This is a genomic window from Micromonospora sp. CA-240977 (assembly GCF_050942285.1).
Lineage (GTDB): Bacteria > Actinomycetota > Actinomycetes > Mycobacteriales > Micromonosporaceae > Micromonospora.
In genome coordinates this window covers 6,072,000-6,090,995 of record NZ_CP192055.1, presented here as the reverse complement: position 1 = coordinate 6,090,995, position 18,996 = coordinate 6,072,000, and the positions used below count along the sequence as shown (strand labels likewise).

At 63.4% G+C, this 18,996-nt stretch carries 14 protein-coding genes; 11 read left to right on the top strand and 3 right to left on the bottom strand.

What is annotated here, in order from left to right; all coding sequences use genetic code 11:
• Nucleotides 1-72 precede the first annotated feature (72 nt).
• The 4 genes from ACQPWW_RS27530 (at nucleotide 73) to ACQPWW_RS27515 (ending at nucleotide 2,644) form a co-directional block, all read left to right on the top strand.
• Nucleotides 73-462 (top strand): hypothetical protein, encoded by a 390-nt coding sequence (locus ACQPWW_RS27530; RefSeq protein WP_425698903.1) that lies wholly within the window; start codon nucleotides 73-75, stop codon nucleotides 460-462.
• An 83-nt stretch (nucleotides 463-545) separates the two neighbouring features.
• Nucleotides 546-1,250, top strand: coding sequence for a helix-turn-helix domain-containing protein (locus tag ACQPWW_RS27525; RefSeq protein ID WP_433126525.1), 705 nt, complete (start codon nucleotides 546-548; stop codon nucleotides 1,248-1,250).
• Nucleotides 1,251-1,808: 558 nt separating this feature from the next.
• Nucleotides 1,809-2,486 carry a hypothetical protein gene (locus tag ACQPWW_RS27520; RefSeq protein WP_425698901.1) on the top strand — a complete coding sequence of 226 codons (678 nt, stop codon included), beginning with the start codon at nucleotides 1,809-1,811 and terminating at the stop codon, nucleotides 2,484-2,486.
• Nucleotides 2,483-2,644, top strand: coding sequence for a hypothetical protein (locus tag ACQPWW_RS27515; protein ID WP_433126524.1), 162 nt, complete (start codon nucleotides 2,483-2,485; stop codon nucleotides 2,642-2,644). The genes ACQPWW_RS27520 and ACQPWW_RS27515 overlap by 4 nt, the downstream gene beginning before the upstream one ends.
• A gap of 330 nt (nucleotides 2,645-2,974) precedes the next feature.
• Here the strand turns inward: ACQPWW_RS27515 and ACQPWW_RS27510 are convergent, their stop codons facing one another.
• The 3 genes from ACQPWW_RS27510 to ACQPWW_RS27500 all read right to left on the bottom strand — a co-directional run bounded on the left by ACQPWW_RS27510 (nucleotide 2,975) and on the right by ACQPWW_RS27500 (nucleotide 6,474).
• Nucleotides 2,975-4,177, bottom strand: coding sequence for a pentapeptide repeat-containing protein (locus tag ACQPWW_RS27510; protein WP_433126522.1), 1,203 nt, complete (start codon nucleotides 4,175-4,177; stop codon nucleotides 2,975-2,977).
• A 382-nt stretch (nucleotides 4,178-4,559) separates the two neighbouring features.
• Nucleotides 4,560-5,567: a DUF6236 family protein gene (locus tag ACQPWW_RS27505; RefSeq protein WP_433126521.1), complete on the bottom strand. Its 1,008-nt coding sequence runs from the start codon at nucleotides 5,565-5,567 to the stop codon at nucleotides 4,560-4,562.
• Nucleotides 5,568-5,784: 217 nt separating this feature from the next.
• Complete coding sequence (locus ACQPWW_RS27500; protein ID WP_433126520.1) at nucleotides 5,785-6,474, bottom strand: recombinase family protein; 690 nt, start codon at nucleotides 6,472-6,474, stop codon at nucleotides 5,785-5,787.
• 762 nt (nucleotides 6,475-7,236) lie between these two features.
• Between ACQPWW_RS27500 and ACQPWW_RS27495 the strand changes: the two genes are divergently transcribed.
• From ACQPWW_RS27495 to ACQPWW_RS27465, 7 genes are all read left to right on the top strand, one after another.
• Nucleotides 7,237-10,203 carry a helicase-related protein gene (locus ACQPWW_RS27495; RefSeq protein WP_433126519.1) on the top strand — a complete coding sequence of 989 codons (2,967 nt, stop codon included), beginning with the start codon at nucleotides 7,237-7,239 and terminating at the stop codon, nucleotides 10,201-10,203.
• Complete coding sequence (locus ACQPWW_RS27490) at nucleotides 10,200-12,920, top strand: hypothetical protein (protein ID WP_433126518.1); 2,721 nt, start codon at nucleotides 10,200-10,202, stop codon at nucleotides 12,918-12,920. Before ACQPWW_RS27495 ends, ACQPWW_RS27490 begins: the two co-directional genes overlap by 4 nt.
• 57 nt (nucleotides 12,921-12,977) lie before the next feature.
• Entirely contained in the window at nucleotides 12,978-15,995 is a 3,018-nt protein-coding gene (locus ACQPWW_RS27485; protein ID WP_433126517.1) for a DUF499 domain-containing protein, read from the top strand.
• A gap of 327 nt (nucleotides 15,996-16,322) precedes the next feature.
• Nucleotides 16,323-16,748, top strand: a complete 426-nt coding sequence (locus ACQPWW_RS27480) for a hypothetical protein (RefSeq protein WP_433126516.1) — start codon at nucleotides 16,323-16,325, stop codon at nucleotides 16,746-16,748.
• 7 nt (nucleotides 16,749-16,755) lie between these two features.
• Nucleotides 16,756-17,487 carry a hypothetical protein gene (locus tag ACQPWW_RS27475; RefSeq protein WP_433126515.1) on the top strand — a complete coding sequence of 244 codons (732 nt, stop codon included), beginning with the start codon at nucleotides 16,756-16,758 and terminating at the stop codon, nucleotides 17,485-17,487.
• 1 nt (nucleotide 17,488) lies between these two features.
• On the top strand, nucleotides 17,489-17,803 hold the full coding sequence (locus tag ACQPWW_RS27470) for a type VII secretion target (protein ID WP_433126513.1): 315 nt from the start codon (nucleotides 17,489-17,491) through the stop codon (nucleotides 17,801-17,803).
• Nucleotides 17,804-17,815: 12 nt separating this feature from the next.
• Entirely contained in the window at nucleotides 17,816-18,604 is a 789-nt protein-coding gene (locus ACQPWW_RS27465) for a hypothetical protein (RefSeq protein WP_425698889.1), read from the top strand.
• Nucleotides 18,605-18,996: the final 392 nt, after the last annotated feature.

Genomic DNA, 18,996 nt, shown 5'->3' with positions numbered 1-18,996 from the left:
ATGCCGGCGCAGCCGGCAAGCTGAAGGAGAACCACTATCCGAACCGGAAAACCGACACCCCTGGCAGAGCGTGTGGCAGGGGTCAGCGAAGACAGTCGACCCGCCTATCTTGACCTGGTCGAGCGTTGCAACGAGGCCGTAAACGCGCTCCACTGGGCCGTGTACGGGCTGCGGTCCGCACTCATCAGCATCGCTGACAACCAAGCCGAGGAGCTACCTCAGCTGTTGCGGGCTCACTTCGAGGACGGAATCACCGCACTTCACCGCGAGTACGCCGACGAACATGGCGAGTTCTCGATGGACTGCGAGGAGTCCGCGAGCCGCTTCCTTGCTTGGCTCACTGACGGCGCGCACTACGCCTGGTGCACCAACGCCGCGGGAGATGTCAGCGGAGTCGTGCAACTTGTCGACGCGCCGAACCCGTTCGAAGACAACGGCCAGGACCACGAGGCAGTGGCGTGATGGTTAGCAACAGCGTGGAGGCAAGAGCTCAACCTCTGCCGAAGAGGCCGGGGGAGAAGGGCTACGCGGCGTACTGGCGACGCGTGGTCAGTCACTCCCAGCTCAAGACGGTCAAGGGTCAGCCAGAGGGGGCCAGCGGCCGATCTCTGCTCGCGGTGCTCAAGACCTACGGTGAGCACATCAACAACCTGACGGGGGAGGCGTGGCCTTCCCAGGCCACCTTGGCCGAGGAGTCGGGCTGCGGCAAGCGCACTGTCGTGCGTGCTCAAGCGCTGGCACATCGCGTCGGCTTCCTTGAGCAGGTCGCGCCAGCGATCCCCCGGGTGAGAGGCACTCACGTTCGGGCAACTGTTCCTGGTGCCTGGCAGACGCTCGCCGAGCGGCTCAACTCGGTGCCAGTGGCACCTCAAGTGGGCGCCGGCGGCGAGGGCGAGTCGGTGCCAACGGAGGCCCACTCGGTGCCAGTAGCGACAGGACTCGGTGCCACTACTGGCACACGAACTCTCAAGGAACTCTCACCACAACTCTCAGAGCCGGCCACTTCGTGGCCGACGAACTCTCAGGACAAGTGCAGCGGCGAGAACACAGGAGGAAGCCGGACAGTGTTGTACCGCAATCCTCTGACCCCTGAACGGCAAGCCAGGCTCGACCGGGTGTGGGGCGAAGCAGAGGCCGCGGTAGCGGCCGAAGCCGCAGCGAAGCTTGCCCGTGGTGCGTCGATCAACTCCGTCGAGTGGGACATCCTTCTGCGGCGCCAGCCGGAACTGCTTGCGCCATCGTTCGACTGACCTGAGGACCGCCGGCGATCTGATCGCCCGCTCATCAGGGCGCGTACCACCGGTCAAGACGACTCACCACCGACGCTACTCGGCTGGTTGATGGTCGACGCTGCGCGACTACCGGGACATCAAGCTCAAGAAGTGTTGCCAGTGCCGACGATGGACAACACCATGAGCACGAAGACCCTGTCGCGGCTCGCCGCCGAGAAGCTGGCCGAGGGCTCGCCACCTGCTCATCCCACGGGGCCGAGCGCGAGCCCGCACGGGCTCGGTCAGAGGCGTTACAAGAGGCGGCAGAGTAACGGCGACCTGGTGCCACGCATCGGCCAGGAGCCGGGCGCTGCCAAGCCCTGCGCCTGGTGCGGTAATGCCTTACCCATCAACAGCGGTCAGGTCTTCCTCTACTGGCGAGACACGTGCCGCGCCAGCCACAAGCGGCTGCAGCGGCACGAGAAGCGCATAGACGTCACCCCTCAACCAAGCCGTTCCCGATCAACAACAGGCGCTCCGCGTAGCCCCCAGCGGGCTACGGAGAGCGCTCCATCTCTTCATGGAGACAGATTCCCAGTGAGCACCACCGACAAGAAGTGCCGCGCCTGCGGCGAGACCAAGCCGGTCGCGGAGTTCGGCCGAGACCGTAGCAGCAAGGATGGTTGCGAGCCTCGCTGCAAGGCATGCCGCAGCGCGAAGCGTGCTGCGACCTACGTCCGCAAGGGATACCCGACCAGCCGACCCGAGCACCGCAAGCACAAACCTGGCAACGCCTACGGCTCGCTGATACTGGTCGAGCGAATCGAGGGCAGCGGCGAGCCGCGGGCCCTGTTCCGATGCGACTGCGGCAACGTCAAGGCGTTGCAGATCAACAACGTCGCCCGACGCGTCACCACCAACTGCGCCGACCGGGTCAACCACCCCGACCCCCGACGCAAGGATGGGCTGACCTACGACGGCGCGCACAACCGCGTGAAGGCCCAGCGAGGCAGCGCCTCGAACTACCTCTGCCGTTGTGGCAACCAAGCGGATCAGTGGGCGTACAGCCATGCTGACTTCAAGCAGCGGGCGGACACCGAAGGACGCGAGAAGGGCAGGCCGTACAGCATCAACCCCGACCACTACTTGCCGATGTGCCGTAGCTGTCACGCCCGGTTCGACAACATGCATCGCCAGTTGGTCGGCGGCAAGCGCTCGCCTGTAGGCGTCGCCTACTGGATCATGATCCATCGCGCCGAGGTTGTGGGCGCGTGATCCTGAGCGATGAGGAGAGCCAGCGGCGCTGGCTGGAAGGCCTCTGCGGGTGGTGCGCCGAGCCTCTACCCGAGGATCGGGCGTACCTGCGGGAGTTCTGCGGGGATGTCTGCCGGCAGCGCAACCACCGGGCGATGAAGCGAGCCGGCAAGCGGTAGACCAGGGCGAGCGAGTGGGGTGCTGGGGCGACCTGGCACCCCCTCCGCTGTTGGGTCATGTTGACTTCGAACCGTGCCGCCGAATTTCTACATGGCTTTCTGTCGCAAGTCCCCTGCCCAGGGGTCCGATCAGCTGTCACGGTCGACCTGGAAACCTCGGCGCGATGGCTGCTGCTAACACATGGCGGTAGGGACGGCCGTACCCAAGGGGTCATACCCCCACCCCCACCCCCTGGCGAGCCACGCCCGTCTCTCTACAACCAAAAATGAGTGAGTTGGACGCTCGCTTGCCGTGGCCGCATGAACTGCGCCTCTGCTGCTGAGCGTCAGTCATGACTCCGACGAAGGTATAACCGGTCCACGCGACGTCTCCGGCCCTTCGCTAACCAGCCAGCCTTGGGTTCCGTCGTCCGGGTCTGGGCAGATCGACCAACCGGCCGGCCACACGCACCGTGGAGCAGGGGCGCCCGGCTTATAACCAGGGTGGTCGAGGTTCAGCACCCATGCTTCAGACAACGAGATTTTGCTGTAGGTCACGTCATGGAAGGTGGCTCTGCCGGCAAAGGTCGCCTCGCTGAACGTGGCGCTGCCGAGTGCCGCCCAATTGAAACTGGCATCGCCCTTGAAGGTCGCCTTATGGAACATGGCACCTTGGGTGAAGGTCGTCTCGTGGAACGTAGCCTCGCCGGTGAAGGTCGCCTCGCTGAAGGTGGTGCCGCCGGTGAAGGTCGCCTGATGGATCCAGGTCGTTCCTGTGAAGGTCGACCGATAGAACCTTGCCCTCGCGATCGATGCGCGATCGAGGAAGAGGTCGATGAGGTTGGCGCCGTTGAGGTCGAGCCGAATACCCGGCCAGAAAGGCTCATTGGGGGAGGGCTCAAGGTCTTGGGCATCCGTCCCTGAGATGCCGGCGGGTGCACGGAGATGGTCGGCAAGGAGGCGTTGAGCGGTGAGCCGCACCTGCAATTCTTGGGCGGCGATCCGCTGCTGTTGGTGAGTAGGACGCTTCAGCAGGTCTTCCGGCCGGGTGGGGAGTATGCGTAGGTCTTCCGGCCGGGTGTAGGGCATGCGCAGGTACGCGCAGAGAACATCGACCACGGTCTGCCGATTATCAGGGTTAGCCTGGGCGAGCTGTGCGAGTGAGTACAGGGCACCAAGCCGAACTGGTGCCTGGTCGTGGCCAAGCTGCTCCACCGCCTTGGTGTAAAGATCGTTAACGTGCCTGGCTACGTTGAGCTGATGTGAACGGTCCTGCTCGGCCCGCCGGTCTGCCTGGTCGCGTTGGTTCTGCCGGTAGGTGCTGTAGGTAACGGCCAGGCCGCCAGCGACGGCGAGTCCGGCGAGGGCCTGCACCAGCGTGGTCCGTACGTCGTTGCTGGCCTTGAGCGCCTGCTCGGCTGTCAGGCCCTCACGCGGGTGTTGCGTGAGTAGCCACGGACCCACCACAACTGCGAACGCGAGTAGGCACGCCGCGATGACCGCGCCGAGCGCCCACAGCCACCGGTGAACCACCCGCGTCCGTCGCTCTGCCATTGCTCTCCCGGATCGGTGTGGCGCCAGTCCTTTGTAGCGTTGAAGCCGCGGTTGTCGGAGGGCGCGGGGTAGTCACGAGCATGACAAGCCTTCGCGATGAAGAGCAGTGGGTCAAGGCCTTGCATCGAGGGCGCACCCAGACATCGAAGTCAAGCAGCACGACCACAGCTCGCGCGGCGGCATGCACGACCTCGACCGAATCCGAGGTGGCTTGCGGATCGGGGCGGTTGAGGTGCCAGTGGCTGTCGATGTTGAGTCGATCGCGCCCTAGGAACGACGCTCAAAGGCCCCGGAGTTGGCGCAGCTCCTCAGCCACAGCGAGGGCCGTGTGCGTTAGCGCCTGGCGGTGCAGGTCGGCGTTCCCTCCAACCCCGGAAACCACTCACTGCTTCTGAACGCGATGCAGGTAGCGGTAGGCGGAGGGGTTTCCAACGCTGCAGCTGTGGTCGTAGCGGGTCTGATTAGTCGCCACATTCACGGCGATGCCGCCCAGGACAGTCAGCACGGACGCCGGAAGCGCCGCCTCCGGCAGGCCGACTGCGATCGCAGCGGTGGTTGTGGCCACCGTGACGGCCACCGACTGCTTGACCAGCGTCAGCTTGCGTGCTCGCGCCGCTCTCTGGAGATCACCGACAGCCTCCTCGACCTCGTGCTTGACGCGCAGGAAGACGTCGTCCGGGTGGAGGTCCCGCAAGCTGTGCAGCAGATCCTGAACCGTCACCATCAGGCGCACCCGCTCGTCGGCATATTTCTCTCGGAACGCGACGAGATCGCCGATGTTGATGTCGCCCTGGGGCACCGGGAAGAGGGCACCGATGTCAACTTTCCAGCCGGCGACGTTCTCCCGGCCGGGGATTGGGTCGGCGCCCAGCCGGTGAGCGGACGGCACGTCGGTATGTGGATGCAGCCCGAGAGGTCCCTGGCCCCCGAAGCGGGCGTTGCGGTTCGCAGCGATTTGGTCAGCGATAATGCTCACTACGAGATGCATCAGTGCGGTTGAACCCACCAGGCGGCTCGACGAGCCTGGATGCCGATACACCAGCTCGCGGCGGAGCAAACTCCGCACGACACTAGGGTGCAGCTTGTCGACATGCAAGGTCCGGGCGTGCTCGTCGGGTGCATTGTGCGGCGGGATCAGGTCGTCCAGCGGGATCTGCGTGAGCGCGAAGTCGAGTTCCGGCTCGATGACGGCGAGCGGGACCGGCTCGTAGGCGTCGTACGGCTCGATCGGGCGATATAGGTCGATGGCGAGGAGCTCTCGCATGGCCGGCCTCATCCGCTGTCGCCATCCAGGCGCGACCACGGTGCTCAGGCTGTCCCAGTATAGAACCGCCTGGTTGATGACCGGGCCGGGCGCGTCCGCGAAAGGGTAGTAGAGCATGCCCGGCATGGATGCCTCCCTAGCAGTCGACGGACCCGATCGTATGCGCTGCGCACCTACCAAACGATGACCGAGTGATTCGATTCGACGGACAGGCCCTTACGCCGACGCGGTTCCGCTGCCGGCCGCGACCCAGTGCTGGAAAATCCCTGGCAGGTCATCGCCAGGACTTACACCGACGCAAGCCGCCGCGAGACTGTCGTCGAGACAGAGGCGTCACGGCGCGTCAGGCTCCAGCGGCTGAGGTTACCGTCGAATGCTGCGAGGCGAGGACAGCCTTGACCGTGGAGGGGTACCACTTCTTGCCACCCTGGGCCGTAGGCACCTCGTCGACGTTGAGGCCGCGGGCGATACAGGCCAGGCCGCTTCCGCTGTCCGACTCGCTCCGGATGCGGTGCCTCACTTCAGTAGGAAGAGTGACGGGTCGCCCGAGGCGGACGCCAGCGGCCTTCTTCGCCGCCAGGCCCTCGCGGGTTCGCTGTCCAATGATGCGCCGCTCCCACTGAGCCGCGGAGGCCATCACCGACGCGAGGAATTCGCCGGCGGGCGTGGAGAGGTCAATGCCGAGGTCGAGGGCGATCAGGTTCCACCGCTTGGCCCGCGCCCGGTCCATCAGACCGGCAAAGTCCACCAGGGAGCGGGAGAGGCGGTCGAGCTTGGCAACAACCAGCGTTGCGGCCTGGTGGGACTCGACCAGCTCAAGGGCCGCCCCGAGCGCTGGACGGTTACCCATCGACTTGCCCGACGCCGCCCTGTCTTCCTTCCACGCGACGATTTCCCAACCCCGCCGATCGGCTTCCGCCTGGATTGTGGTCCGCTGGGCCATCAGGCCCGCGCCGGACTCGGCTTGCTCATCGGTGGACACGCGGAGGTAGGCAACCACGGTGTTGGCGGGGGCGGTCTTCGTCTTGGCCACACGATGATCATACAGCAAAGGACCGTTTGCTGTATGACGAGCGTGCCTGAGAGGGCGGCGACCGCGTCAGCTTTGCCGCGGGCGACCTTGATTAGCCGAGCGACCTGAATGATGTGCACTGAGTCGTCCCTGTCTCACTCCGTCAGCGGGGTACTGCGGTGACGACTCAACCCTCCTTCGGCTCGGCGTCCTCTGGGCCGGGAAATGGCCGGAGCGGCCTACCTGTCACTGCCTGCGAACGAGCCCTCTCTGTTCACTCGACCTGCGAGGCGCCAGCTTCGAGATCGACTGACGGAGGGTTGGCCCGACGCTGCGGCTTCGCTGAAGATCATCGTCTGGATGGTCGATAGACCTGCGAACTTCCGTGCTGAAGGCTGACATGCAGCTTGGGATGGTGTTTGGTCAAGAGGGATGCCCGCCTGCTGCCCTGCTGGTCGGGTCAACGGCCATCTCGTATCGTGAGGTCGCCGCGACGAGCAGTAGTTGCATCGTTGACCCATCGTCTGTGGGTCTGAATTGGAGAGAAGTGTGTTTGAGCAGGGGCAGCGTGTCCGAGTGTGCGCGGAGGGAGTACCTGACTTCGCCACGGTTCGACTCGCGCTGCCAAGCTCGGACGGGAGCTGGGCGCTCATCTTGCTCGACGACCAGGCCCGCCTACACGAAGTTGCCGTACGGGCGGGTGACGTAGAGACGGTACGTCCGATCTTCTCGGATGGCGGGGCAGGTTCGGCGCGCGTGCTAGCAGGCATGTGGACCCGTTGGATGGCGGCTGCAGCTACCAACGCCGAGTCAAGTGCCATCGCTTCAACCCAGCTCAGGCCCTATGCTCACCAGACCACAGCCGTCTATGGGGCAATGCTGCCCCAGCCGTTACTGCGGTTTCTCCTCGCAGACGAGCCGGGCACCGGCAAGACGATCATGGCAGGCTTGTACCTGCGTGAGATGCAGCGACTCGGGCTGGTGCGGCGCGCCATCATCGTCTGCCCTGCGAACCTGGCCACGAAGTGGGTCGCCGACTTCAGGCGTTTTCTGGGGGGCGGGCTTCGCCACCTCACTGCCAATACCGTCCGTGAGGATGCGGTTGGCGGCCACGATCTATGGGTTGTTTCACTTGAACTCGCTGCGGTCAACCCCGCAGTACAGGATGCCATCCGCCCTGACAAGGCTGGCTGGGACTTGGTCGTGTTCGATGAGGCACACCGGCTTACGCCTACGGCCAAGAACTTTCACCAGGTCGGACGTTTGCTTGCCAAGAACACACCGCGAGCGTTGCTGATGACCGCGACGCCCCACCGTGGCAAGGAGTGGCTCTTCCGGCACCTGCTGCACTTGGTAGATCCCGACATTTATCCCGACCCGGGCGACGACCCAAATGTTGCGCTGCCACCCCTGCGGCCAGGCCCCATCCACTTCCTACGCCGCATGAAGGAAGACTTGGTTGACTATGACGGTAAGACCCGATTGTTCAAGGGCCGTACCGCCACCAACCACCGAGTACCGCTGTCCAAAGTCGAGTTCGGCTACTACCAGGCCGCCCTCGACATGGTGGATCAGTATTTCCCGGCCACGGCTCAACCGCTAGCACGAATGGTCTATGGCAAGCGTGCTGCCTCCAGTCTCTGGGCGCTCGTTGAGACGCTGCGCCGGCGACACGCGCACATGGGGGAGATGAGCGGCGCCGAGGCGGCTCTCAAGGCGGACCGTGAACACCAGGGTGACGAAAGCGAGAACGACGAGGCCAAGGTTGTGCATGCGGGTTCAACCGCCGCACGAGCAGAGCGCTCCGGCATCAAGACGCTGATCGACCAGATCACGGCCACGGTCACGGATCAAAGCTGGCAACCCTCTAAGTGGCGCAGGCTCACGGAAGACTGCCTTGGCAAGCATGGCATCTACCCGGGCAACTCGGAGCAGGCTGTCATCTTTACCGAGTACGCCGATTCGGCGAGTTGGATCACCCAGCGCCTGCTGAGTCTCGGCTACACCACGCGCATGTACTCCGGGCGACAGAGCCACGCCGAACGGGACGAAGTCCGCCTCGCCTTCATGCGTGGCGAGTTTCAGATCATCGTCACCACCGATGCCGGCAACGAAGGCATCGACCTGCAGGCCGCCCACGTTCTGGTCAACTACGACATCCCCTGGTCGCTTGTGCGGCTTGAACAACGCATGGGTCGTATTCACCGGGTAGGGCAGACCCGTGACGTATTCCTCTACAACTTGGTCGCCACCGACACTCGCGAAGGCGCCACGCTGTTAACTCTGCTCGACAACTTCGTCGCTGCTGCGAACGAGCTGCGCGGCCAGATGTTCGACAGCTTATCCGCCGTAGCAGAAATAACCGGTGTGGACTATGAGAGGTGGCTGAGCGATCTGTACGGCAACGACGATGTCAAGAAGCAGGCTGCGATTGACGCCGCAAATGCCGTACAAGCTCAGGATCTCACTCGCATCGCTCGCAAGGTCAAAGACACGGAGCGACGGCTTGCCAGTCAAGTCGACGCTGTCGCCGCGCTCACCCTGCTTCAGCGCGACCTGTTCGCACGCATCAACCCCGCCATCGTCGAGGCATACCTCGACCGACTCGCGGCTGCCCAACTGCTGACCGCCCAGACTACCGCGGCCGGTCCCGGTTTTCGCCAACTAAGCATGGCCAGTGGTAGCTTGCCGGCCACTCTCGGTGGTGGGACCGAAGTGCATGTCGCGACTAGCGGCGAGGCGGTGCGTGAGGCGGTCAGCATAGACACGACGGGTCTCATTACCCTCGGTCCCGGAGAGCCGGGTTTCGCTGACCTCATTAGGCTCGCTGACCGATCGCTTGCCGAAGACGTCCTCCGCTCAGGGGCAGTTGAGGATCCCACCAGCCTCACGCCGTACGACCTCTACGCCTTTCAAGCAGCGCTAACGGAGTCGGACGGTAAGCGTGCCAGCGTCTGGGCCACCTTGATCAAAGTCGACGACTCAGGCAACGCGCGCGCCGTGCGTTGGGAGACACTGGCGAACCTCGTCCCCACCAAGCACCCAGGGACAGCCCCTCACCCCGCACGACAGGATTCAGCCACCGCTGCTGCGGCAGTGTTGGCCGCGGCCACGGTGGAGGAGCACCACAAGGTGCGCGCTGACTGGTTTGGCCAAGCCCGGAGGGACCTAACCAACCTCCCTATCGCGCTTACCGATGGCATCGACGACCGCGACGAGCGGATTGCACTTCGAAATCACCTACGGGTCCAGACCGTGAATCGGCTCGACCAGCTCGAAAAATTGGTCCAGGTTCAGCTGACTGAGCCCGAACTCGTTGGCCGACTCCGCGTACTACCAGCGGCAACCCCAGCGACCGCTGCGGAGTCCGACTCGGAGTGGGTGGCCATGCGGCACGTCCAAAAGCATCTTGAAGACGAAGGTTGGGCAGTTGAGGACGTCCACACTGAAGGCCGCGGCTACGATCTTGAGGCCCGGAGGCACTCCCAGATCCGGCACATCGAGGTCAAGGGCGTGGCCGGGAACGCTGCCAGCGACGGCATCCGCATGACGGGCAACGAAGTCCTCATCGCAACCCAGCACCGTAAGGCCTACTGGCTCTACGTCATCGACCAGTGCGCCAATGGGAAGGGCCGACTATTCGGCGCCTACGAAGACCCTGCCACGCTCTTTTCCACCGAAATGACGGGCAACGCCATCTTCCGCGTCCCCGGCAGCAGCCTGAAGAACGCCCCTGGGAGCGTCACATGACTCGAATGATCGAACGATGGTTCCCCAGTTCCGAGGTGTCGGGGAACAGCGACAAGGGCTGGGGGTCTGGCAACAGCGAGATCGCGCTTTTCATGTGGTTCGCGAAACGGCCGACTGTGCAGGCGAAGGCGGCTCTACTGTGCTCCTTGCTACCGTGGCCGGACGAAGATTCGGAGCAGAAGAGGCTTCAGGACCTCGTTAGATCCGCTCTTGCCGGACGCTACGCAGCTTGGAGCGAGATCCGGGCGGAGATTTTCCGCCACAACCCTGAAGGTCCGTCGACGCTCGACCCGTTTTCGGGCCGGGGCATGATCCCACTGGAGGCAGCCAGGCTCGGCCTGCCAACTGAGGCGGTCGACTACAGCCCCATGGCGGTGTTGGCCAGCTACCTGCTGACGGAGGCACCCTTTAAGAACCGGTCGGAGGAGCCGGGTTTGCCGTTCGGTCAGCAACCCGAAAGTCTGACCACTGCTCCAGCGGATAGGTTGCTGCACGATCTCAAGTCTCTGTTCGTCGAGGTTCAGCGGCGCCACGCATTGGCTATGGGCGACTTCTACCCAAAGCACGAAGGCCGACAGCCCTGGGGTTACCTGTGGGCCGTCAGTATCCCTTGCCAGGAGTGCCATCGGCGATTCCCGCTCATTGGCTCCTATGACCTGCTTCAGCCGCGTGCCGGTCGCGAAGCACGATCCTTCTACATTGCAGCGGACCGCGGCCAGGGAACATGGGTTCCCATCGTCACTTCGGGTGCGCCATCGCAGCATCCGACCCTCCGGAATGCCGTCGTTGAGGGCCGAAAGATCGCAGGGAAGTCCGCAGTCTGCGTGTTCTGCTCCCACGTTCATCCGCTGGCGGTGCACCGCCGGCTGCTGCAGGAGGGGGAGGGGCGAGACGAACTCATCCTCGCCGCTGACATCGACGAGCGCGGCGGCAAGGTGTTCCGCATTCCCACAATCGTGGAGCAAGACGCTGTACTCGCCGCCAGTGAGGCGCTCCGGTTGGAGAAGCCGTTCAATCCGTTGCTGCCAGCCCTGCCAAACGAGGGCATCGCTCCTGGAAACAACAACATTATCGGCCCGAGCATCTACGGCGCCAAGACTTACGGCGACTTCATGGTCGACCGGCAGTCCCTGTCTTACGTTCGCCTTGCACGGACCATTGCGGATCTCGGTGACGAACTCGCCGCCGCTGGCCTGTCGCACGACTACGTTCGTGCATTGACCGGCTATGCGACTGCCGTAGTCGTCAAAAAACTGAGGCGCTCAACCAGGGGGGCTCGATTCCAGACGAGTGGCGGGGCGCGCGTGGGCGACCTATTCGTCAATGAAGGCTCCATTACCTTCTCTCATGACTTTTTTGAGGCTGGCATCGGTGACGGACCCGGAACCTGGCGTTCTATCTCTGACAACGTGCTCGCCGCATGCCGCAATCTCTTCAGCAGTCTCCAAGGGTCACCAGCGCACGTCCAACGAGGGTCGGCGACGTCGTTGCCATTTCCTCCGAAGCGCTTCGCCGCAGTTGTAACCGACCCGCCGTATGACCAGATGATCGCCTACGCCGACGCATCAGATCTCTTCTACGCTTGGGCTAAAAGGTGCCTGCACGTCACTTGGCCTGAACTTTGCATCACGGCTGACCCGCATGGGTGCCAGGATAAGACTGAGGAAATCATCGTTAAACGGGTGCGCGGTGAGGCGCCAGACGAACACCGGAATAGGAAGCATTACGACACGTTGATCGCGCGTGCCTTCGACGAGATGAGGCAAGTTGTAAGGGACGACGGGGTCGTGACGATTGTTTTCGGTCACGGTGAACCAGAGGTTTGGCAAAGGTTGCTCTCCTCGATTCAGCAGGCCGACCTCGTCATGACTGGTTCTTGGCCGGCCAACACCGAGTCCGGAGGCCAGCAGGGCAAGGCAAACATTGAGACGACGCTGACTATGGCGTGCCGCCCTGCGCCAAGGGACCGTCCGGCAGGACGGAAGGGTGGCGTGGAGGCCGAGATCAAGGCCGAGATCAAGCGACGTTACCCCGACTGGGAGCGTTGGGGGCTGGCGCCGGCAGACATGTTGATGGCAGCAGCTGGGCCGGCCATGGAGGTAGTTGGACGCTACAGCGAGGTGTTCAACGCCAAGGGTGAACCAGTCGACATCTACACCTTCCTGCCGCTGGCGCGCTCGGCGGTGCAGGAGGCCATGGCGGTGGAGATCGACCATCTTCCCTTGGAAACCTTCGACGCTCGTACAAAGTTTGCACTGTGGTGGGTGCGTCTGTACGGCCGCCAGGTCCAAGCCAAGTCGGAGCTTCGTTGGCAGACGCTGGCTTCCTCGATGGACCTCGCAGACATCCGCGACCTGGTGCCCGACGCTGACAAGGGCGTCCGATTCACCACCGCTCGGCAGCTCAAGGCAGCTATCAACGCTGAGTCAGCAGTAGTCGATGTTGCGCTTGCGCTTGCAGCTGCCTCTGAAGACGGGCTCGCTGCGATGGGAGAAGTGCTAGCTGCCGCTGGCGGAGGCGTGAACGACACCTACCTGTGGGCGGCGGTGAAGTTCCTAGCTGATCGGCTGCCTGACTCCGACCCGGACGCCGTTGCGTTCAGTCGGGTACTCCGGGTACGGGACGGCATCGCCAGCGCCGCCGAGAACGTACTCGTAGCCAAGGAGCAACGGCAACAACGCCAACAGGCCGAAAGCGTCCAGCTGTCGCTGCTCTAGTCAACGACGTAAGCCAGTAGTTGAACCAGCAAGCCCGAGCGCACAAGGATGGGTGACGTGGCAGCTAGATTGACGCCGTGGTGGAAGGCGCTGAAGATTCGCAAAGAGATCATCAGCGCTTCTGGGCAGATCGACGACGTGCAGATGTCGCTGTTCCAGGCCGTCCATGGCCTTGGGGCGGACAAGCCGCCGTACGCAACCCCCGGCTATTACGGTGAGATCACCCACCCGACCAATCGGCTGACTGACCTTCTCACTGAGATTGCCGTGCGAATCGGCGGTGGGCAAGACTACCTCAAGGCACGGGCGGTAACCCGTCTCGATCAAGGCATGGGTGGTGGTAAGTCACACGCATGTATCGGTGCCTATCATCTGGCAGCAAATCCAGAGTTGCTGCTCGGAACAGAGCTGGGGAAGCGCGTTGCGGATCAGGCGAAGTCTAGGATAGGGCACAACCTGCCGGATGACCTGAATCGGCCGCACGTCGTGGTGCTCCCGTGCGACAATATGACCCCCGGTGCACCTGTAAAGGAACTTGACGGCCCTGCGTTCACTCTTTACGAACGCTTCCTGTGGCGGTTGTTTTCAAGGGATTTCGCGCTATACGAGCGATATCAGCCATACTGGAGCGACAAGAGCAAGATTGCCGAGGCCCTCAAGGCCGTGAACCGACCGATTCTCATCATTGTTGATGAGGTTCTGGATTATATCGGTAATGGGCTTGACGGTGCGAAGAAGCCCGACCTGATCGCGCAGGATGTAGCGTTCTTGCGGGCCCTGCTCGATGTCGTGAACGACGTTGCGCATGTATCTATGCTTGTTGTGATGATCGCGTCTGACCGCGACAAAACCGCTTTGTCTGCGGATGGACAGGCAAGGCGGGACGATTTGATTGGCTTGCTCGAACGTAATGGTTTGCCCGCGACGGTTACTGAAGTCGGCGACTTTGCCGACATTTTGCGGCGCCGCCTCTTCGATGCTGAGCCAGCCGCAGAGGTACTTGCAGCTACTGCTGCCCTCTACCGACCGGTTTTGCAGGACAAATCGTGGACGAAGAATGTATGGGGTCCGATTGGTTCCGAGTGGCGTAGCCGCTGGGATGACGAAGTTGCTGCCTGCTATCCATTCCACCCGATGCTAATGGCCATCGCTAAGGAGGAGTGGAGCAAGGTTACTGGCTTTCAGCGAGTCCGCTCCACCATCAGAATCTTCGCTGCCACCGTCTATGCGCTCCAGCAGCGCGGCATCGAAGGCGAGTGGGTGCCATCCCTCATCGGCCCTGGAGACCTGCCGCTCAGCGACTCCGCTGTCCGAGAGGCGCTCCTCGGCTCTGGGCTCGTTGAAGACGAGAGAACCATCTCCAACTACCGCAGCCTTGCGGAAATTGAGGTCGTGAACAACGACGGCACCGGCGGCACCGCTCGGCGTAAGGACATCGAGCGTCAAGCGCTGATGTGGTCGGATGCCAATCCACGGGCAGCTGAACGGGCTGCCACCTTCATTTTTCTTGCCAGCGTCGTTGGCACCCTACGGCCGGGACGCGGTCGTGGAGCAAGTGCTCCCGAAGTTAGGGCGGCCATCAGTGTCCCCAACATCTCTTATACCGTCACCGACGCGGACACGGTGGTGGAAGATCTCGTCAACCCGGGCCGCGGCATGTCGGCAGTTGAGATCGTTAACGCGCAGGGGCCCAACAAGCCCGCCCGTTACTTCCTGTCCACCCGTCTTACCCATCGAATGCTTGTCAACAACATTCGACGCACCATTACCGACGTCGAGCGCGACAGGACTATCGCCCAATTCGCTCAGCGGCTGGCGAATAGCGGACCGTTCCGTGACCTGAAGTTCGTCATGGCCGAGCCTGAACGCAGCCCCACGGATGTGCTCGCCACCGCAGGGCTCGACACGGCCTACGTCAGTAGGCTAATCGTCCTCGACCCCGCCCAGTACAGCTTGCGCAACGGAATGGAGCAGCCGACCATCGCGGCACTTACTGTTGCCATGGGGCTGGGTAAAGGCGTGCAGCAGCTACCAGTACAGTGGGCTTCCAGCGCCGTCTACGCCGTCGTTAACACCCAGCGTCGCGGACTCGCTCGAACGTTGGTCATTGAATATTTAGCTCATCAAAAAGCTCTTGCCGCACCTGAAGTCCAGAACGACGCCGACCTCAAGGCCATTGGGACTAAGGAACTTGCGATCGCTAAGGAGCAGGTTGAGAAGGCACTCAAGCGTGCCTACCAGCACGTTGTGTACCTCGCGCAGCCCGATCCCGAGGGTGAACGCTATCTCGATCAGCTGACTCTCGACGACGAGCACAGCACTGCACTTGACGGCACTATCGTTTGGAAGGCGCTGACGGAACGCGACAAGGTGTTCGAGCAGGGTCAGTTTGGCCCTAGGGCGCTACTGCATAACATGCGCGACACCGACTATGGCAGGGCGTTGTCGGACATCCGCGCTGCATTCTATTCTGCGCCTAGGCTGCCGTTGCTGTATGGCGGGGATCGCGATCTACAGCAGGCGATCTATGATGCGGTTGTAGCTGGACTCGTCGACGTGGTCGACGGCAGCGGTGACCCTGTCGTGGTCACTGCGCCCAACCAGGTCAACTTGCACAGTGCTGGACTACGCCTCGCTAAGTCGAAGCCAAAAATCTGCGAGACGTGTGGCAAACCCGAACACAAGGGACGGTGCGAGACCCAAGCCAGCGGGGAGAAAGGTACAGGTACTGGAGGCGGTGAGGGCGCCGGTTCAACCGGCTCGGGGGCGGGTTCTGAGACTTCCTCAACCAGGTGCTCCGCGTGTGGCGAAGCGGCTCACGAAGGCACGTGTCAGACGACGCCGCCCGCCGCAGAGCAGCAGGTCTCCTTCTCCTTCACCCGCAGCCTGCTCGCAAGCGCAGGCGACGCCGATAACTTCGCGTCCCTGTTCAAGACCCTCTACATGGCACTGGACGAACGCAAAATTAGCTACCTGCAGGGAACCCTTCAGCTCGTCCTCGATACGGACACATCCGCCGACCTGCAGCAGCGACTTCGTGAACTAGGTATTCAAGGCACGGCGAAGGACATGTGAGCGGGGGTGGGGGCGTACGGCGGGTGCCGCGAGGCGGGTCGGACTATGGTTCCGCGCCGTCGTATGCCTCCACCCCTAGCGGTGGCATGGGATGCCCGTGCGGCGAACCGCGCTAGGCGGTAGATCTGAAGTTGACGGCGTCTGGCCATACCCGAATCATGCGGGTTTGATCGCTGGTCTGGTATCTCGTGACTGCCGTCCTGTGACCGATTATCGATCACCAAGGGTTGCGGTGCGTGCACTCCATCCGACAGGCTGTATTGCCACGGATAGCGACTGCGCGGTGCCGCGGAGCGATCTTCCTGGAGGAGGGTGACGGGGGGAACGGTGGAGCAACCTTCGCTGGCGCGCAGCCAGCACACGGGACGAACCCTGTTATTACTCTGGGCCGCAGGTCCAGTCATCGAGCTGCCCATTGTGGCTCTCGCGATCTCTTCCTTCCCTGACGTGGCCTCCGAAGCGGCCTTCGGTTCGATAGGGTCACAGGCCGTGGCGCTGGTTGCGGCGGTGCTGGTGCTGACGGCGGTTGCGCTCGCATGGGTCGGGGCTGCAACCGGTCTCCGCCGAGCCGTAGCCGTGCTGCTCTGGGTCGCCTCGGGACTGCTAGCCGTGCTGATGCTCGGCTACGGCATGAGCGGCATGTGGGTTGTCTTCGCGGTACTTCTTGCGCACTCCGCCGTTGCAACGGCGGTCATCGGATGGCTGCTCGTGCGCAAGGCAACTCCTGCTCCGCCGTCACGATCGAGGCAGTGACATCCACATGACCGACGACATCCTTGCCCGCCTCCAGCAGATCCAGGCGCATGCCCTGAATGTTCAAGCCGCGATGGAGTCGCAGCCCCGGCCCAACGAGGCACGCGGAACCGACCCGACTGGCTGCGTTGCCGTTGTGGTTGACCCTGACGGTCTGCCTTCACGCATCGAGGTGAGAGCCGGTTGGCAGCGACATGTGGCCGCCGAAGAGCTGAGCTCGTTGGTCCTGCTCGTCTCTCAAGAGGTGGCCGCTCAAGCGGCGCAAGCGTGGTCCGAGGCCTTCGACCTCCACGTGTGGCGGTCGCGAGCTGAAGCGGCGCGAGCGGGGGAGCAGGAGGGTGCAGAGCTGCCGCCCTTGGAGCAGGCCCGGCCGTTCGGTAGTCCGCGCGACCCGTTGACGCTGACTGAGGAAGCGCTCAAGGCGCTGAAGGCGACGCGGGACCAGGCCGCCGCGCCGCCGATGACGTCGACTGGTTGGGACGGTGACCGCGCTGTCTCGATCACCCTCACCCCTGGCGGGTTGCAGGGTTGCACCATCAATCCGCGGTGGGCACTGAGGCAAGGCGCTACGGCTCTTAACGCGGCTCTCAGGGAGGCGTTGAGAGAGGCCCGTGCGGCGATGGAAGAGCATGCCGCGCGACGTAGGGCAGAGGCCCAGGGGCTCGACGACTTGGCGCGTGAGGCACTGGCCACGCTCGCCAGATTCCAAGACTTGAACAACTCCCCCGAGGAGGGCTGAGATGCCGCCCCCGAGCCGTCAACAGGTCACGGTCGCCACGGACGCTCTGCGCACGGAGGCCGGAGAGTGGGACCGGCAGAGCGCGGCGATGTCGGCAGTCGTGCCGAAGGTTGCCGGAATGGAACTTGGGCGGGTTGAGGCCGGTCTCTTCCAACTGATCGTCTCGCCCTACAACGAGATCGTTCAGCACGTCAGTCATCGCTGCCAGGAAGGCCAGGCAGCGATGACGGAGGTGGCGACCACGCTTCGGAAGGTCGCCGACACCTACGACGAGGAAGACCGCAGCAACGAGCACAAGCTTCGGAACCTCTACTGATGAGGGCATGACGTGGACTTCAGTAAGGCGCAGTTCGAGGGGTTGCTGACCGACATCAGCGCAGGCTTGGACGACCTGAGCGTGCGCCTGGACCAGATTGGACCGGCCGCTACCGCCGCCGCTAACCGGTGGTACATCCCGCCAGGCGTGGCCGATTCGATCCTCTGGCTGGGCAGAGAGACCGTCAAGGTCGGCAGGGAAGCCCTCAACTTCCTCATCGATCTCATGAAGGGCGCCACCGCCCCGATCTTCATGTTCAAGGACGCCTGGGACTGGATGGACGTGCGAGGCTCCGCCTCCGGTATCGCCAGCGCGCTGACAGAACAACACCTCGTAGTCGACAACTCCGACTGGTCAGGCAAGGCCCGAGACGCCTACGTCAGCAGCGTGGCCAGCCACGCCGAGGCGGCGTCCAGGGTCACGGCGATCGCAGCGAGCACGTCAGGCCATCTCCTCGCCTGCGCGGCAGCCGGCGCAGCCTTCTACACCACCCTGGCAGTTGTTCTGGCGAAGCTCATCGTCGCCGCGATCGCGGCGATAGCTGCGTTCGGGTCCGCCGTCTTCTCGTGGGTAGGTGCCGGCATCGTCTTGGAAGAGGCAGGCGTCAACACCGCGATCGTCGCTACCGCGATCGTCACCCTGTCCGCCTTCCTCGCCGCACAGGCAACCAGCATGGTCAACCTGCACGGCGAGGCGGTAGACAGCCGATCCTTCCCAGGCGGCAAGTGGCCCTCGCCCAACTCATCCACCTACAGCGACGCCACCGTCAAGGACGGGGATGCCGATTGGTCTCTCGCGTAGCACGCACGGACGCGAGAGATAGTTACGTCTATCGAACCTGCGTGCGAAAGGTGTGATGCGATAACAATTTCTCCTGCCCACTCGCTATGGTGTCTTCGGCGCAATGAAGCAGACTGAACTGGTCTCCGAGATCAAGGCCGGCAGGTACCGCCCCGATGCGGGGGGGACGGTCCCCCGACCCGAAATATCGGAGGGGATGGCGAGTGACAACGCGCCGCAAGGGGCCTTCGGGCCCGAAGAAGACCCGGCGAACCGACGTCAACCGGTGGCGGGACGTCGCGGAGTGGGTGGCAGTGATACTCAAGCTGCTTGCCTACGCCATCGGCCTAGCGGTGACGCTGGCCGGGAACGGATGCGGGCCCAACTGACGACCGTCAGCTAGGCCCACATCA

Bases quoted from the DNA above. Each gene is read 5' to 3' on its own strand.
- ACQPWW_RS27470 (WP_433126513.1), top strand. From the start codon at position 17,489: ATGCCGCCCCCGAGCCGTCAACAGGTCACGGTCGCCACGGACGCTCTG.
- ACQPWW_RS27510 (WP_433126522.1), bottom strand. From the start codon at position 4,177: ATGGCAGAGCGACGGACGCGGGTGGTTCACCGGTGGCTGTGGGCGCTC.
- ACQPWW_RS27505 (WP_433126521.1), bottom strand. From the start codon at position 5,567: ATGCCGGGCATGCTCTACTACCCTTTCGCGGACGCGCCCGGCCCGGTC.
- ACQPWW_RS27495 (WP_433126519.1), top strand. From the start codon at position 7,237: ATGGCGGCTGCAGCTACCAACGCCGAGTCAAGTGCCATCGCTTCAACC.
- ACQPWW_RS27490 (WP_433126518.1), top strand. From the start codon at position 10,200: ATGACTCGAATGATCGAACGATGGTTCCCCAGTTCCGAGGTGTCGGGG.
- ACQPWW_RS27475 (WP_433126515.1), top strand. From the start codon at position 16,756: ATGACCGACGACATCCTTGCCCGCCTCCAGCAGATCCAGGCGCATGCC.